The organism is Pseudomonas sp. TNT2022 ID1044 (assembly GCF_028656895.1).
Classification (GTDB): Bacteria; Pseudomonadota; Gammaproteobacteria; order Pseudomonadales; family Pseudomonadaceae; genus Aquipseudomonas; species Aquipseudomonas reinekei.
Genome location: NZ_JAMDHB010000004.1, coordinates 294,673 through 310,917 on the forward strand (window position 1 = coordinate 294,673; position 16,245 = coordinate 310,917).

At 61.0% G+C, this 16,245-nt stretch carries 8 protein-coding genes and 2 pseudogenes; 4 read left to right on the top strand and 6 right to left on the bottom strand.

The features are described from left to right. Positions 1-32: 32 nt before the first annotated feature. The 4 genes and pseudogenes from mscK to M5G20_RS30250 form a co-directional block, all read right to left on the bottom strand. Complete coding sequence (mscK, locus tag M5G20_RS07610; RefSeq protein WP_273918611.1) at positions 33-3,386, bottom strand: mechanosensitive channel MscK; 3,354 nt, start codon at positions 3,384-3,386, stop codon at positions 33-35. 34 nt (positions 3,387-3,420) lie between these two features. Further along, complete coding sequence (locus tag M5G20_RS07615) at positions 3,421-5,163, bottom strand: potassium/proton antiporter (protein WP_273918612.1); 1,743 nt, start codon at positions 5,161-5,163, stop codon at positions 3,421-3,423. A gap of 231 nt (positions 5,164-5,394) precedes the next feature. Further along, a complete protein-coding gene (locus M5G20_RS30245; RefSeq protein WP_371927684.1) occupies positions 5,395-6,267 on the bottom strand; it encodes a methyl-accepting chemotaxis protein in 873 nt (290 codons plus the stop codon). Then, positions 6,250-7,134, bottom strand: a pseudogene (locus tag M5G20_RS30250) (MCP four helix bundle domain-containing protein); the annotation flags it as partial. The pseudogene M5G20_RS30250 and the gene M5G20_RS30245, both read right to left, overlap by 18 nt. Before the next feature lie 161 nt (positions 7,135-7,295). Between M5G20_RS30250 and M5G20_RS07625 the strand changes: the two are divergent. From M5G20_RS07625 to M5G20_RS30260, 4 genes and pseudogenes are all read left to right on the top strand, one after another. After that, positions 7,296-7,526: a hypothetical protein gene (locus M5G20_RS07625; protein ID WP_008149645.1), complete on the top strand. Its 231-nt coding sequence runs from the start codon at positions 7,296-7,298 to the stop codon at positions 7,524-7,526. Further along, positions 7,523-7,822, top strand: a complete 300-nt coding sequence (locus tag M5G20_RS07630; RefSeq protein WP_075947277.1) for a cell division protein ZapA — start codon at positions 7,523-7,525, stop codon at positions 7,820-7,822. The genes M5G20_RS07625 and M5G20_RS07630 overlap by 4 nt, the downstream gene beginning before the upstream one ends. A gap of 145 nt (positions 7,823-7,967) precedes the next feature. After that, positions 7,968-8,996 (top strand): annotated as a pseudogene (locus M5G20_RS30255) (HAMP domain-containing protein); the annotation flags it as partial. A gap of 132 nt (positions 8,997-9,128) precedes the next feature. Continuing rightward, a complete protein-coding gene (locus M5G20_RS30260) occupies positions 9,129-9,860 on the top strand; it encodes a methyl-accepting chemotaxis protein (RefSeq protein ID WP_443218297.1) in 732 nt (243 codons plus the stop codon). Between the two features lie 140 nt (positions 9,861-10,000). Here the strand turns inward: M5G20_RS30260 and M5G20_RS07640 are convergent, their stop codons facing one another. Both M5G20_RS07640 and putA read right to left on the bottom strand, forming a co-directional pair. Continuing rightward, a complete protein-coding gene (locus M5G20_RS07640; protein ID WP_273918615.1) occupies positions 10,001-11,803 on the bottom strand; it encodes an acyl-CoA dehydrogenase in 1,803 nt (600 codons plus the stop codon). A gap of 234 nt (positions 11,804-12,037) precedes the next feature. Beyond that, complete coding sequence (gene putA, locus M5G20_RS07645) at positions 12,038-15,988, bottom strand: trifunctional transcriptional regulator/proline dehydrogenase/L-glutamate gamma-semialdehyde dehydrogenase (RefSeq protein ID WP_273918616.1); 3,951 nt, start codon at positions 15,986-15,988, stop codon at positions 12,038-12,040. Positions 15,989-16,245 lie beyond the last annotated feature (257 nt).

A 16,245-nucleotide genomic window follows, 5' to 3' on the forward strand; every position in this document is an offset into this window, starting at 1 on the left:
AATGTCCGAGCATTCTGCTGGGGAAAGTCCGGTTAGTCGAGTTTGGCGGCGGGCGGCATGGGGGGCGGCTGTTTGCCATCCGGCGGCGGGGCGATGGTTTTCGCCTCCGGCTCGATCGGTACCATCTTGTATTCCTGGCCGTGCAGGTTCTTCAGGTAAATCTCCATCTGCCGGAACGAGATGTTGATGTGCTGCTTCTTGAACTCGCGGTTGATGAAGCGATTGACCTCATCGAGCACCGGGTTACGGTCACCGAGGTCACGCACGTGCATGCGTAACTCGTGGTCGAGGGTGCTTTCGCCGAAGTTCAGGAAGTACACCAGCGGCTCGGGTTCTTTGAGTACCCGTGGGTTTTCCCGCGCGGCTTTGAGCAGCAGCTCTTTCACCAGGTCCAGGTCCGAGCCGTAATCGACCCCGAGCTTGAGCGTCACTCGGGTGATGGTGTCGGTCAGGGACCAGTTGATCAGTTGCCCGGTAATGAACGTTTTGTTCGGGACAATGATGTCCTTGCGGTCGAAGTCGGTGATGGTGGTGGCGCGAATGCGGATCTTGCTCACCGTGCCCGACAGGTTACCGATGGTGATGGTGTCGCCGATCCGTACCGGACGTTCGAACAGGATCATGATCCCGGAGATGAAGTTCGCAAAAATCTCCTGCATGCCGAAACCGAGGCCCACCGATAGCGCCGCCACCAGCCACTGCAACTTGTCCCAGCTCACGCCGAGGGTCGACAGGGTCGAGACGAAACCGACACCGGCGATCACGTAGGACAGTAACGTTGTCGTAGCGTAGGCGCTGCCCTGGGCCAGATTGAGCTTGGACAGCACGAACACTTCCAGCAGGCCGGGCAGGTTGCGCGCCAGGGCAAAGGTGATGCCGATGATGATCAGCGCACCGAGCATGTCGCCGATGCTGATTGGCACCATGCTCATGTTGGCGCCGGTACCGCTGGTGTATTCGTAGAGGGTGATGTTGTCGAGGTACGAGAACACCGTGATCAGGTCGGCCCAGACCCAGTACAGCAACGCGATGAAGCCGCCGAGCAAGGCCAGGCGAATCAGGCGCAGGGACTGTTCGTTGACCTTCTCGATGTCCAGGGTCGGTTCTTCGATCACCGCTTCGCCGTCGCCGGCCTCTTTGGCCGCCTGACGTTTGGCCAGGGCGCGCTGGTAAGCCAGGCGGCGGGCCGCGACGCTCAGGCCACGGACGAAGGTGGCTTCGATCACCAGCCAGAACATCAGCAGGTACAAGGTGTTGATCAACCGGTCGCTGAGTTTCAGCGCGGTGTAGTAGTAGCCGAAGCACACCGCCACAAACAGTGCGACGGGCAGGGCGGTGAACAAAATACCGACGACCTTGCGGAACAGCGAGGCGTTTTCGTGGGTCGGGCTGCTGATCAGCAGGCGGCTGAGCAGCAAGGTCATCAAGGCGTAGCAGGTGAGCACCACCGGCATGCCGATCACGTCGTCGGCCAGCCCGGCCGGTTGCAGTTCGGCAACGGCCACCACCGCCACCAGGGCCATCACCACCATCCCGAGGCGGCGTACCCAACCGCGGAGGAACTCGACCTGGGGCTTTTCCCAACGGAAATGCAGCTCAGCCACGCCGCCCGGTGCAAGGATCCGGTAGGCGGTGTAGAACACCAGCCACGCCTGGGCCATTTGCAGCAACGCTGCGCCCATGTTGGCGTTTTGCCCGCGGGCGTCGATCTGCAGGGCCAGACCGCAAAGGGCCAGACCCAGCGAGACGGGCATCGCCAACAGGATATTGATCAGGATCGCCTGCGGCGTGTGCCACTGGCTGTCGCGCTTGAAGTGGCCGACGTCCTGGTGAACCTTGTTCAGGCGGGCATACAGTTGCTTGCGACGCCACAACAGGGCACTGATCAACAGGGCCAGCGGCAGGAACAGCAACGGTCGCTGGGTCAGGCCATCAGTCAGTTCGCTCAGGCTTGAGGCCAGCGGCAGGGTATCGACCTGGCGTTGCAGGCGATCCGGCACGGCGCGTATCCATTCCAGGTCCAGTGGCTTGTTGCTGGGAATCCAGAACATCTGCTCGTCGAGCGTCGCGCGCAGGCTCTGCGCGGTACTGAGCAATTGCTTCTGGTTCAGTTGCAGGGTGATGGATTCGTTGAGCACTGCGCTCAATTCGCGGTTCAGCCGCTCCAGCAGGTCGGCGCGGGTAGTCGCCAGTTCCAGCAGGCTCTTGCGCAACTGCGGGGTGACTTGCTCGGGTGGTTGGGTCGAGAGCAAATTGTCGACGTAGGTAGCCGGGTTGCTGAGCAATTCCCGTTGCTGGCTGACTTCGAACTGATACAGGCGAATGTCGGCGATCTGGTCGGCCAGGTCGCGGTCGAGTTTGAGGCGCGGCAGTGCCTGCTTCTGCTTGTAGAGAATCTTGGAGAGCAGCAGGCTGCCCTTGAGCACGTTGATCTGTTCGTCCAGCGCCGCATCGCTCTGGGTCACGCTGTCGAGTTGTTGCTTGGTCTGCAGGTTTTGCTGGGTGACTTCGTTGAGGCGGTCCGTGCTTTTGAGCAGGTAGTCCGAGAGCTTCAGGTTGGCCGCGCTTTCCGTCGCCAACAGGCTGCTGCCGCCGGCTTTCTGCGCTTCGATCGATTGCTGCGTCACGGTCTCCTGGGACTGGGCCAGACGCTTCTGGTTGATCAGGCTTTGCAGGTCCTGGATTTCCTGGTCCAGGCGATCGGACTTTTCCGATAGCAAGTCATGCTGGCTGTTGCCCAGGTCTTGCAGCTGGGTATTGCCGGCCAGTTCCTGGCGACGCAGCGGGATCAGGGCATTGAGGGCTGCGAGCTCGGCGTTGAGCTGGTCGCGCTGTTCGCCGCTCAGCGTCTTGCCGGCGTCTTTGCCGGTCTTGAGGATGTTGTTGATCTGCTGGATGCGCGTCTGGCTGGCGGAGATTTCGGCCTGGGCGCGCTCGGGGCGCGTCTGGGCGGTGATGATCAGACTGTTGGCGTCCGCCAGGGCTTTTTGCAGATCGCTTTGCTGGGTCGAGCGCTCGGTGAGCATTTGCTCGAGTTGCTGGATCGACTCTTTGGCGAAGCGCTGCGACACCGGCACCACGGCGCTGGCCTTGAGGCGCGTCAGCTCACGCTGGTTCTCGATGGTTTGCTTGGGGGCGGTGGCCAGTTGCTGCTTGAGATCGCTGAGTTTCTGCTCGTAATCACGCTGGTTGTTGAGCTGCGTCAGCGTGCCTTGCAAGACGGACTGCAGGGCCTTTTGCTCGGCTTCCGGCAGTTTGCGGTCGGCGATCTTGTCCAGACTCGTCTGTACGGATTCGCGGGAGGGTGGTTCGGCGGCTTGCAAAGGGCCGACAGAAAGACTCAGGCCCACAAGGACCATGAACAACAATGAGCGCAGGCTTGACATAGAGACCGATCAAATACGAGGCGAAGAATGGAGTTTAGAGGAAGAGTCCCGGACCCGGGCGACTTCCTTCGGGGAATCTGACGCCCACTTTGCCAATCTTGTTCCCGTCCATGACCGCGACGGTCCAGATGGTGTTGTTCCATTCCACCTGGTCCCCGACCACAGGAGCACCCCCCACTTTCTGGGCAATGAACCTGCCCAGTGACATCTCCGGATCGATGCCTTCGACTTTCAACCCGTACAAGGCAGCAACTGCGGCCAGCTGGGCATCTCCTTCGAGTACGAAGTCGCCGAAGAAGCGCAAATCGAGGCCCCGTTGCGGTGCCTGACTGAAGAGTTTTCCGAGGGCTGCAAGGTTGTGTTCATGGCCGATTACGCACAGTAAATCGTCGACTTCCAGCACCGTACTACCCGACGGATGGAGCAGTTGCTGGCCACGAAACAGGGCCGCGATACGGGTGCCTTCGGGCATTTTCAGTTCACGCAGGGGTGAACCGATGCACCATTTTTCGGCGCCGAGGCGATAAACGAACAGCTCCCACTCGCTGGTGACGTGCACTTCCAGCGCTGATCGGGAGATCGGCGCGGGATCCGGTGGCACGGTTACTTTCAACAGTTTGGCGACCCACGGCAGGCTTGTGCCCTGCACCAGCAGCGACACCAGCACGATAAAGAAGGCCAGGTTGAAGTACAGCTGGGCATTGGGGAGGCCGGCCATCAGCGGGAACACCGCCAGAATGATCGGGACCGCGCCGCGCAGGCCGACCCAGGAAATGAAGACTTTCTCACGGCCATGGAACGCCTTGAACGGCAGCAAACCAACCACTACCGACAGTGGCCGGGCAAACAGAATCATCCACAGCGCGAGGGCGAGGGCGGGCAGGGCAATTGGCAGTAAGTCGTGGGGCGTGACCAGCAGCCCCAGCACCAGGAACATGCCGATCTGTGCCAGCCAGGCCATGCCGTCGAGCATGTGCAGAATGCCGTGACGGCTGCGCACCGGGCGGTTGCCGATCACCAGGCCGCACAGGTACACCGCGAGGAAGCCGCTGCCGTGCAGGGCGTTGGTCAGGGCAAACACTACCAGGCCACCGGCGATGACCAGGATCGGGTACAGGCCGGTGGCCAGATTGATCCGGTTGACCAGTTGCAGCATCAGCCAGCCGCCACCCAGACCAATCACGCCACCGATGCCGAACTCGCGCAGAAGATGGGTCAGCAGGCTCCAGTGCAGGCCGGTCTGGCCGCTGGCGAGCATGTCGATCAGCGTGACGGTGAGGAACACCGCCATCGGGTCGTTGCTGCCGGATTCGATTTCCAGAGTGGCGGTCACCCGCTCGTTCAGGCCTTTGCCGCCCAGCAGCGAGAACACTGCCGCGGCGTCGGTGGAGCCGACGATGGCGCCGATCAGCAAACCCTGAATCATATTGAGGTCGAACAGCCACGCAGCGGCCATGCCGGTCAACCCGGTGGTAATCAACACCCCGACTGTGGCCAGCGACAACGCCGGCCATAACGCCACGCGGAAACTCGACACCCGCGTGCGCAAACCGCCGTCGAGCAGGATCACCGCCAACGCGAGGTTGCCGACCAGATACGCCGTTGGGTAGTTATCGAAGATGATGCCGCCGCCGTCGACGCCGGCCGCCATGCCCACGGCCAGGATGATCACCAGAATCGGGATGCCGAGGCGGGACGAAAGTGAACTCACCAGAATGCTTGCACCTACCAGCAACGCGCCGATCAAGAACAGGCTGTTGATGGTCGTCGCATTCAAAGGCAATACTCCAGAAAGCTGAAAGGCGGGCACAAACTGACCATGCAGTCTGCGTGCCAGCGATTCTAACCTGTTGAAATGTGATGCTGTCAAAAAGCTTTTTGCAGATCAAAAGCCCGGTGCGGGTTTCAGCCCCGCGCGATCCTTGCAGGCGCCGGCTTGCTGGCGATAGCGATTTCACTGGCGCCATCGCCAGCAAGCCGGTTCCTGCAGATCGGGGGCGTCTATGGATTAGAGGCTGAACCGCCCGACCATGGTGTTCAGGTCCACCGCCAACCGCGACAACTCATTGCTCGCGGCGCTGGTCTGATTGGCGCCGGTGGCCGATTGCACCGACAGGTCGCGGATGTTCACCAGGTTGCGGTCCACTTCCCGGGCCACTTGCGCCTGCTCTTCGGCGGCGCTGGCGATCACCAGGTTGCGTTCATTGATCTCGACAATCGCACTGTTGATCGTATCCAGCGACATCCCGGCGCCGCGGGCGATGTTCAGGGTCGACTCGGCGCGTTCGGTGCTGTTGCGCATCGAATCCACGGCGTGTTCGGTGCCGCTCTGGATGCTGCCGATCATGCGTTCGATTTCGCTGGTCGACTGCTGGGTGCGATGGGCCAGTGCCCGCACTTCGTCCGCAACCACGGCAAAACCACGACCGGCCTCACCGGCACGAGCGGCTTCGATGGCTGCGTTCAGGGCCAGCAGGTTGGTCTGGTCGGCCAGGCCGCGAATCACGTCCAGCACCTTGCCGATGTCACGGGACTCATTGGCCAGGTCGCCGATCAGGGTCGCGGTGCTCTGCACATCGGCGCTCATGCGTTCGATGGCGCTGACGGTTTCCTGTACCAGATCACGGCCATCGCCGGCGGAAGTGGTGGCGTTCTTCGAGGCTTCGGACGTGCTCACCGCGTTGCGCGCGACTTCTTCCACGGCACTGGTCATTTCATTGACCGCCGTGGCGGCCTGTTCGATTTCGTTGTTCTGCTGGGTCAGGCCGCGTGCACTTTCGTCGGTGACGCTGTTGAGCTCTTCTGCAGCCGACGCCAGTTGCGTGGCCGAGCCGGAGATCCGTTGCAGGGTATCGCGCAGCTTGTCCTGCATCTTCGACATCGCCAGCAACAAGCGACCGGCCTCGTCTTCGCCATCGACGGTGATCGGGCGCGTCAGGTTGCCTTCGGCGATCTGTTCGGCGGCGTCCAGGGCGTTGGCGATGGGTTTGGTGATGCTATTGGTCAACAACCAGGCGAACAGGATGGTCAGGCCGGTGGCAATCACCAGCAGGGTGATCACCAGGTTGAAGGCCGATTCGTACTGATCGACAGCTTGCTGGTTGGTGTCGAGGGTCTGCTGGGTGTTGATCTCCAGCAGCGTGCTCAGCACCCCATTGACGGCTTCGGAGTTACTCAGCAGATCGGCGTTGAGCAGGCTGCGCAGTTCGTCGACCTGATTGTTGCGCGACAGGGTCTTCATCCGGTCTTCGATCTGGCGGTACTGCCCGAGCAACTGCACGTATTGATCGTAGGCCGCACGTTCCTGCGGGCTGCTGATCAGCTTTTCGTAGGTGGCCTGGGCGGTGCGGATCTGCTGGTTGCGCATCTCCAGCAGCTCCATGGTTTTTTGCTGCACGTCTGGCTCGCGGTTGACCAGTAAGCGGTAGGACAGCACGCGCAAACGCAGGGTCAATTGGGTGAACTCGTCGAGGCTCTTGATGCTCGGCACGCTGGTGACGGTGATGTCTTCGGCGGCGTCGCGGATCTTGCTCATCTGGTTCAGGGCAAACACACCCAGCAGCAGCATCAAGCCGCCAATCAGGGCAAAACCGAGGAACGCTCGCGGCGCAATATTCATATTTCGAAGGGACATGGTGTTTACCGGGATGAGCGCACCTGAGGGGTGCCGAGGCTGACGTATGGATGACTTATCGGTCATACGACTAAAGTCTTGAGTCCCTGCGCGGTTTTGCCGCACAAACGCCATGGCGACGAAGTGCAGGAACCAGATCGGCCAATCACAGTCTCTACAGTTCGCGAGAAAGGTCAGTCGCCAGGAAAATCAAGGCCTTGCGCCCGTATAACCCTGGCGTCCACCGTGACTTTTCTTTATCGTACGCGCCCTTTGAAAATGCCTGGAAAATCAAAATGTTGGAAGCATCCCTAAGCCAATTGGAACAACTGGTCAGCGACCTGGTACAACAGAACCAGACCCTGCTCGGCACCAACCAGACCCTGAGCGCCGAACTGGCCCAGGCCAAGGATGAAAACGAAAGCCTGCAACTGAGCCTGATGGAACAGGAAGAGAAACAAGGCGCCACCGCTGCACGCATCCAAGCCCTGGTTGAGCGCGTCAGCGCCGGTCCCGTCAGCGCATGAGTTACGGCCCGGGTGTAAAAGTCGTCTCGATCCTGGGAGAGGACTACTCGATCAAGGCCCCGGAAGGGGAAGAGCAGACCCTGCTGGACGCTGCATTAATGTTGAAAGCTGCCCTGGCCGACACCAAACGAAAGTACCCGACGCTGATCGGTGACCGCCTGCTGGTACTGGCCGCGATGAATCTGTGCTCCCAGCAGATCGAAATGCAGAAGCAGCACAAGCTCGAACTCGACCGTTACCAAGAGCAAGTCAGCGCCACGGTTGAAGTGATCTCCAAGACGATCAATCAAGCCTGATCGGCTTTGCGCACAACCAAAGAATAAATTGTCGGTTACGTTGTATACAATCGGCACGGCTGTTGCAGTGTTTCAGCCTCTTATTCTTTGGGGGTGCTCCATGCAGTTCTGGCGACGCAGTATTCAGTGGCAGTTGATCCTGAGCATGGGTACCGCCCTGCTGGTCAGTATCCTGATCGTGGTTGGCATTTATACCCTCGTGGTCAACCGCCTCGCCCAGCGCTATCTGGTCGAGCAGGCGCTACCGTCGAGCATCGAAGCGATGCGCAACGACATCGAGCGCATCCTCGTTCAACCGCTCACCGCCGCCAAGGACATCGCCAGCAACAGCATGGTGCGCGACTGGCTGGCCGAGGGTGAAAACAGTGCCCAGACCGCTACGTTCACCACTTACCTCGAAGGCATCCGCGCCGAGCACAAAGCCTTTACCGCGCTGATCGTCGGCACCGCATCCAACCATTACTTCACCGAGAAAGGCCTGGACCGCACCCTGAGTCGCTCCAACCCCAAGGACGCCTGGTTCTATGCGTTTCTGGACAGCAACCAGCCGCGCACCCTCAATATCGACAACGACACGGCCACCGGAGAATTGGCGCTTTTCATCGACCTTAAAGTCGAGAAGGCCGGCAAAGTCGTGGGCGTTGCGGGCCTTGGCTTGAGTATGAAAGAGCTGTCGGAGCTGATTCACAACTTCAGCTTCGGGGAGCGCGGCAAGGTCTATCTCGTGCGTTCCGACGGTTTGATCCAGGTCCATCCTGAAGCGCAGTTCAGCGGTAAACGTACCTTGGCCGAGCAAATCGGCGCCGATGCCGCACAAGCGGTCATGGGTCAAAAAACTGCCATCAGCAGCGGCTTCCAGCGCGACGGAGAAGATTTTCTCGCCCTCAGCCTGCCATTGCGCGATCTGGGCTGGACGTTGGTGGCCGAAGTGCCGCAGTCGCAAATCTACGCCGAAGCCCGTCGCGCGATGTGGATCAGCAGTGGCATCGGCCTGGCGGTGGCGCTGGTGTGCCTGTTGCTGGTGGTGTTGCTGGCCCGAGGACTGGTGCGACCGATTCGTCAGGTAACAGCGGCGCTGGTGGCCATTGGTAGCGGAGGTGGAGATTTGACCCATCGGCTGGATTCCAGCCGCGCCGATGAACTCGGCGATCTGGCGCGCGGGTTCAATCGGTTCCTTGATAGTCAGCGAGACATGATTGGCGAAGTACTGACCACCAGTGAGCGTCTGCGCACGGCGGTGGGCCAGGTAGCCAAGGTTGTGGATAACACTGCCGAGCGCTCGGGTCGCCAACAGGAAATGACCGACATGGTCGCGACGGCCGTCCACGAAATGGGCCTGACGGTGCAGGAGATTGCCCAGAACGCGGGCAATGCGGCAGTCGCTTCACAAACCGCTCGGGATGAGGCAATGCAGGCGCGGGAAGTGGTCGGTGGTTCGATCCGGCATATTGAGAGCATGTCCGACGAAATCGGCGTTGCCGCCACTGCGGTAGGGGCGCTGGCCCATCAGGTTGCATCCATCGACCAAGTGTTGGCAGTGATTCGCGGGATTTCCGAACAAACCAACCTGTTGGCGCTCAACGCCGCCATCGAAGCCGCGCGGGCCGGTGACATGGGGCGCGGGTTTGCGGTGGTTGCCGATGAAGTGCGCACCTTGGCGCGGCGCACGCAATCGTCCACCGACGAGATTCAGCAGATGATCGGCAGCCTCAAGCAGGGTGCGGAAAATGCTGTGTCATCGATGCATTCCGGGCAAGCAGCGACGGGGACCGGCGTCGAATCGAGCCAGCGGACCGGGGCTTCGTTGACGGCGATTACCGGACAGGTCGAGCGCATCAGCGACATGAACCATCAGGTGGCGACGGCGACGGAAGAGCAGTCGGCGGTGACCGAAGAGATCAACCGCAACGTGCAGGGGATTTCCGATTTGGCCCGGGCGACGGCGGGGGAGGTCAGGGCTTGCCGTGAGGATTGCCAGACGTTACAGCGGTTGGCGGATGATTTGGCGCGGCAGATGGGTGGCTTCAAGCTGAAGTGATGTGCTGGCTGTGCTGACGCCATCGCGGGCAAGCCCGCTCCCACAGGTTTTTTTGTTGTTCACCAATGTGGTATTCAACTTCAAACCTGTGGGAGCTGGCTTGCCAGCGATTGGATTTCAAAGGCTACGCAAGGCCGGGATCAGAACCACTCATCCTGCATGTTCAGGCACACATCATCCCGGGTCTCAAGAATCGCCAATTCATGATGGCAAGCCGGCACTTCCCACGTCAGGAAATACCGGGCTGCCTGCAGCTTGCCTTTATAGAAACTCACATCCGCTGCATTACCCTTGGCCAAACCTTCCTCGGCACGGATCGCCTGTTCCAGCCAGCGCCAGCCGATCACCGTGTGGCCGAACACCTTCAGATACAGCGCCGAATTTGCCAGGCTGCTGTTGACCTTGCCTTGGGCCAGATCGGTCAGCAGGCCGATGGTCACGGTTTGCAGGCGGGCCACCAGTTTTTCCAGCGGCTCGCGCAGTGCGGTCAGTGAATCATGGGCCTGCGCGCGTTCGGCGGTGTCGGCGATCAGGCGGATCAGTTGCTTGAGCCCGGCACCACCGTTCTGCGCCAGTTTGCGCCCCAGCAAGTCCAGCGACTGGATGCCGTGGGTGCCCTCGTGGATCGGGTTCAGGCGGTTGTCGCGATAGTACTGTTCCACCGGGTATTCGCGGGTGTAGCCGTGACCGCCAAGGATCTGGATCGCCAGTTCGTTGGCCTTCAGGCAAAACTCCGACGGCCAGGATTTGACGATAGGTGTCAGCAAATCCAGCAGCTCATGGGCCTGCTTGCGTTCGGCTTCGGTCGCAAGCGTGGTGGTGTCATCGAACAGTCGTGCCGCGTACAAGCCGAGGTCGAACGAACCTTCGACGTAGGCCTTTTGCGTCAGCAGCATGCGTTTCACGTCAGCGTGTTGAATGATCGCTACCGGCGCGGTGTTCGGGTCTTTGCTGTCCGGCACGCGACCCTGCGGACGTTCGCGGGCGTACTCCAGCGAGTACAGGTAACCGGCGTAGCCGAGCATCACCGCGCCCATGCCGACGCCAATCCGCGCTTCGTTCATCATTTGGAACATGTAGCTCAGGCCATGGTGCGGCTTGCCCACCAGATAGCCGACACACTCCCCGTTATCGCCGAAGTTCAGCGCGGTGGAGGTGGTGCCGCGCCAGCCCATCTTGTGGAACAGTCCGGCCAGCAGCACGTCATTGCGCTTACCGAGGCTGCCGTCATCGTTGACCAGGAATTTGGGCACGATGAACAGCGAAATACCCTTCACCCCGGCCGGCGCGTCCGGCAGCTTGGCCAGCACCATGTGCACGATGTTTTCCGACAGCGGGTGATCACCACCGGAAATGAAGATCTTGTTGCCTTTGAGGCGATAAGTGCCGTCAGACGCCGGCTCGGCGCGGGTACGAATATCCGACAGCGATGAACCGGCGTGGGGCTCGGTCAAGGCCATGGTGCCGAAGAAGCGACCGTCGATCATCGGTTGCAGGAAGCGGCGCTTCTGCTCTTCGGTGCCGAAGCTCTCAATCAGGTTCGCCGCGCCCATGGTCAGGAACGGATAGGACGTTGAAGCAGCGTTGGCCGACTGGAAATGCGCGAAGCAAGCTTGGGACAGGAGTGTCGGAAGTTGCATGCCACCCGCCTCGAAACTGCGCGCGGCGTTGAGGAAACCGGCTTCGAGGAACGCATCCACCGCCGGTTTCACTTCCGGAATCAGAATGGCCTGACCGTTCTCGTAGCGCGGCTCGTTCTCGTCGCCCTTGCGGTTATGCGGGGCGAAGAACTTTTCGGCGATGTTGCGGGCAGTGCCAATGGCCGCATCGAATGTTTCGCGGTTGTGCTCGGCGAAACGCTCACGCTGGGTCAGGCCCTCGGCATCAAGGACTTCATACAGCTCGAAAGCCAGATTGCGGGAACTGAGCAACGTCTCGGACATGGCGGCCTACCTTTTATTGGGATGGGCCGAGTCTAGGCGCGGGAATAAACGCTGAACAGGATGATTGATATCGGTGATGGAAGGGCAAAACATCGACCTGTAGGAGCCGGCTTGCTGGCGATGGCGGTGCATCAGACGCACCGTGGTGTATTGATCGCCAGCAAGCCGGCTCCTACAAGGCAAAAAAATGGGCGCCGATGATGGCGCCCATTTTTACAGTGACTGCATCGTTATTTAACCGATGGTCATCAAACTGGCATTACCACCCGCCGCCGCCGTGTTGACGCTCAATGCGCGCTCAATCACCAGACGCTCCAGCGCAATGTTGGTTTCACCTTGCGACAGGCCCTGCACGCCAACGATGGCGCCGGCACGCTTGGCAATCTGCTGGCACACCGCGCGCAACTGATCGGAATGGCCGTGATGCAGAACCGCATCGAACACCACTTCGTCCTTGTTCCAGTCGGAAACCAGCTTGATGCGCGCCTGAACGTCCTTCGGCAAGCGTGCGAACGAAGCCTTGCTCAGGTCGGCTTCCGGCCATACGGCCGAACCGCCGACAGCCAATACCGCAGCCAGTTGCGTCAGCAAGTCGCCTTCGACTTCCGCCAGGCACAGCACGTGTTCGCGCGGCAGGATCGCATAGCTGTTGCGCTCGCCGGTCGGGCCGGCCAGAACGCGGGTGATCCCGCTTTGCGATTGCGCGGCGAACTGCGCGCACAGGGCGCTCAGATCGGCAAACTTGTTGCTGTCGGCCCAGGCTTTCAGGGCGGTCAGCGGCTTGCTCATGGCGTCACGCAGGCGAACGTCCGGTGCTGCGATGGCATCACCGCGAACGAAGGATTGTTCGATCGCGTCGGTAGGACGCGTCGACAGCAGGCGGTACAGGTACAGCGGACCACCGGCTTTCGGGCCAGTACCCGACAAGCCTTCGCCGCCAAACGGTTGCACGCCGACCACGGCACCCACGATGTTGCGGTTCACGTACACGTTACCGGCGTTGACGTTGTCGATCACCTTGGCGATGGTCTCGTCAATGCGGGTGTGCACGCCCAGGGTCAGGCCGTAGCCGGAAGCATTGATCTGAGCGATCAATTGGTCGATGTCTTTGCGCTTGTAGCGAACCACGTGCAGCACCGGGCCGAAGATTTCACGTTGCAGTTCGTCGAAGCTTTCCAGTTCGATCAGGGTCGGCATCACGAAGGTACCGCGTTTGACTTCTTCGGCGTCGGCGATGGCCACCTGGTACACGCTGCGACCTTTGTCGCGCATGGCCTGGATGTGCTTCTCGATGCCAGCCTTGGCTTCGGCGTCGATCACCGGGCCGATGTCCACGGACAGGCGCTCAGGATTGCCGAGACGGCTTTCAGCCATCGCACCTTTGAGCATTTCGATGACGCGCTCGGCGGAATCTTCCTGCAAGCACAGGACGCGCAATGCCGAGCAGCGTTGACCGGCGCTGTCGAAGGCCGACGAAACCACGTCGATCACCACTTGTTCGGTCAGGGCCGAGGAGTCGACGATCATTGCGTTCTGGCCACCGGTTTCGGCGATCAGCGGGATCGGACGACCCTGGCTGTCCAGGCGGCCGGCGATGTTGCGTTGCAGCAAGCGAGCGACTTCGGTGGAGCCGGTAAACATCACGCCTTTGACGCGATCATCACCCACCAGGCCTGCGCCGACGGTTTCGCCACGGCCCGGCAGCAGTTGCAGCACGCCTTCCGGAATGCCGGCTTCGAGCAGCAGGCGCACGGCCTGAGCCGCAACCAGCGGAGTCTGCTCGGCGGGTTTGGCCAGTACCGGGTTACCGGCGGCCAATGCGGCAGCCACTTGACCACTGAAGATCGCCAGCGGGAAGTTCCACGGGCTGATGCACACCACAGGGCCCAGCGGACGGTGAGCGTCGTTGGTGAAGTCGTTGCGGGCCTGCACCGCGTAATAACGCAGGAAGTCCACGGCTTCGCGCACTTCGGCGATGGCGTTGGCGAAGGTCTTGCCGGCTTCGCGAGCCAGCAGGCCCATCAATGGCTGGATCTCGCCTTCCATCAAATCAGCGGCGCGTTCCAGAATCGCGGCGCGCTCGGCTGGCGGAGTGGCCTGCCAGATCGGTGCGGCGTTGAGGGCGCACTGAATGGCGTTGTCGACGTCTTCAACGGTGGCTTCCTGCACGTGGCCGACCACGTCACGCAGGTCGGACGGGTTCAGCACCGGCGCCGGCGCTTCGTTGCTGGAAGCGCAACCGAGCATCGGCGCGGCTTTCCAGTGGTTGTGCGCGGTAGCGAGCAGGGCGCAGGACAGCGATGCCAGACGATGTTCGTTGGCCATGTCGATGCCGCTGGAGTTGGCGCGTTCGGAACCGTACAGGTCACGCGGCAGCGGAATACGCGGGTGCGGCAGGCCGAAGCCACCTTCCACGGTCGCCATCTGCTCGATGCTGGCTACCGGATCGGCTACCAGTTCCTGGATGGAGATCGACTGATCGGCGATACGGTTAACGAACGAGGTGTTCGCGCCGTTTTCCAGCAGGCGACGAACCAGATAGGCCAGCAGGGTTTCGTGGGTGCCGACCGGAGCGTACACGCGGCACGGACGGTTCAGCTTGCCTTCGGAAACTTTGCCTACAACTTGCTCGTACAGCGGTTCACCCATGCCGTGCAGGCACTGGAACTCGTACTGGCCCGGGTAATAGTTCTGACCGGCAATGTGGTAAATGGCGGAAAGGGTGTGGGCGTTGTGCGTGGCGAACTGCGGGTAGATGACTTCTGGAACCGACAGCAATTTGCGGGCGCAAGCGATGTAGGAAACGTCGGTGTACACCTTGCGGGTGTAGACCGGATAGCCTTCCAGGCCTTCGACTTGGGCGCGCTTGATTTCGCTGTCCCAGTACGCGCCTTTCACCAGGCGAATCATCAGGCGATGACGGCTGCGGCGAGCCAGGTCGATCACGTAGTCGATCACATACGGGCAACGCTTCTGGTAAGCCTGGATGACGAAACCGATGCCGTTCCAGCCAGTCAGTTGCGGCTCGAAGCACAGGCGTTCGAGCAGATCCAGCGACAGCTCGAGGCGGTCGGCTTCTTCGGCGTCGATGTTCAGGCCGATGTCGTACTGCTTGGCCAACAGGGTCAGCGACAGCAGGCGCGGATACAGCTCATCCATCACGCGCTCGTACTGGGCGCGGCTGTAGCGCGGGTGCAAGGCCGACAGCTTGATGGAGATACCCGGGCCTTCGTAAATCCCACGACCGTGGGACGCTTTGCCGATCGAGTGGATCGCTTGTTCGTACGAGGCCAGGTACTTCTGCGCGTCGTGTTCGGTCAGTGCCGCTTCGCCGAGCATGTCGTAGGAGTAGCGGAAGCCCTTGGCTTCGAACTTGCTCGCATTGGCCAGGGCTTCGGCGATGGTTTCACCGGTGACGAACTGCTCGCCCATCAGGCGCATGGCCATGTCGACGCCCTTGCGGATCATCGGCTCACCGCTCTTGCCGATGATGCGGCTCAGGGACGACGTCAAACCGGCTTCATTGTGCGTGGACACCAGTTTGCCGGTCAGCAGCAGGCCCCAGGTCGCGGCGTTGACGAACAGCGAAGGGCTGTTGCCCAGGTGCGGATGCCAGTTGCCGGTGCTGATCTTGTCGCGGATCAGCGCGTCGCGAGTACCTTTGTCCGGGATGCGCAGCAGCGCTTCAGCCAGGCACATCAGCGCCACGCCTTCCTGGGACGACAGGGAGAATTCCTGCAGCAGGCCCTGAACGATGCCGGCACGGCCGCCAGCGCTCTTCTGGTTGCGCAGTTTTTCCGCGATGGATGCGGCCAGTTTATTGGTGGCTTCGGCCATCGGGGCCGGCAGGCGCGCCTGCTCGATCAGCATCGGCACGACTTCCGGCTCCGGGCGACGGTAAGCGGCGGTGATCGAAGCACGCAGGACCGATTGCGGCAGGATGCTTTCGGCGAATTCGAGGAAGCACTGGTGGGCATGATCCAGAGGCGCATCGACGGCGTCGTCGGAATCCTTGGTCAAACCGTTCAGCTCGGTCAGGGTTGCACCACCCTCGAGTTTTTCCAGGTAATTGAAAATTGCCTGCTTGATCAGCCAGTGCGGCGTGCGATCAATCGAGGTCGCGGCGGCCTTGAGGCGTTCGCGGGTCGGGTCGTCAAGTTTGACGCCAAGGGTGGTGGTAGCCATGTTTTTATCCTCATATTTGCCACGACCGCGTGGCATCAGCTGGCGGCAAGATTAGCCGCGCGACCGAAGAGGTGCAACCGGGTGCAACCCTTTTTTTGTCGGAATAATACGCAGCTCGTCAGGAAATAATTTCTGGTACGCCAGTGCTGCATTCACTTGGTGCTTTTTGGTTTGGTCGGCGGTGATTCTTGCTCCGAAAAGGAGCAAAAACGGCCTTTGGAATTATATTTCCGACTGGGTGCAACTTATTCGGACGA

Bases quoted from the DNA above. Each gene is read 5' to 3' on its own strand.
- mscK (WP_273918611.1), bottom strand. From the start codon at position 3,386: ATGTCAAGCCTGCGCTCATTGTTGTTCATGGTCCTTGTGGGCCTGAGT.
- M5G20_RS30245 (WP_371927684.1), bottom strand. From the start codon at position 6,267: ATGTCGAAGATGCAGGACAAGCTGCGCGATACCCTGCAACGGATCTCC.
- M5G20_RS07625 (WP_008149645.1), top strand. From the start codon at position 7,296: ATGTTGGAAGCATCCCTAAGCCAATTGGAACAACTGGTCAGCGACCTG.
- M5G20_RS07630 (WP_075947277.1), top strand. From the start codon at position 7,523: ATGAGTTACGGCCCGGGTGTAAAAGTCGTCTCGATCCTGGGAGAGGAC.
- M5G20_RS30260 (WP_443218297.1), top strand. From the start codon at position 9,129: ATGGTCGCGACGGCCGTCCACGAAATGGGCCTGACGGTGCAGGAGATT.
- M5G20_RS07640 (WP_273918615.1), bottom strand. From the start codon at position 11,803: ATGTCCGAGACGTTGCTCAGTTCCCGCAATCTGGCTTTCGAGCTGTAT.
- putA (WP_273918616.1), bottom strand. From the start codon at position 15,988: ATGGCTACCACCACCCTTGGCGTCAAACTTGACGACCCGACCCGCGAA.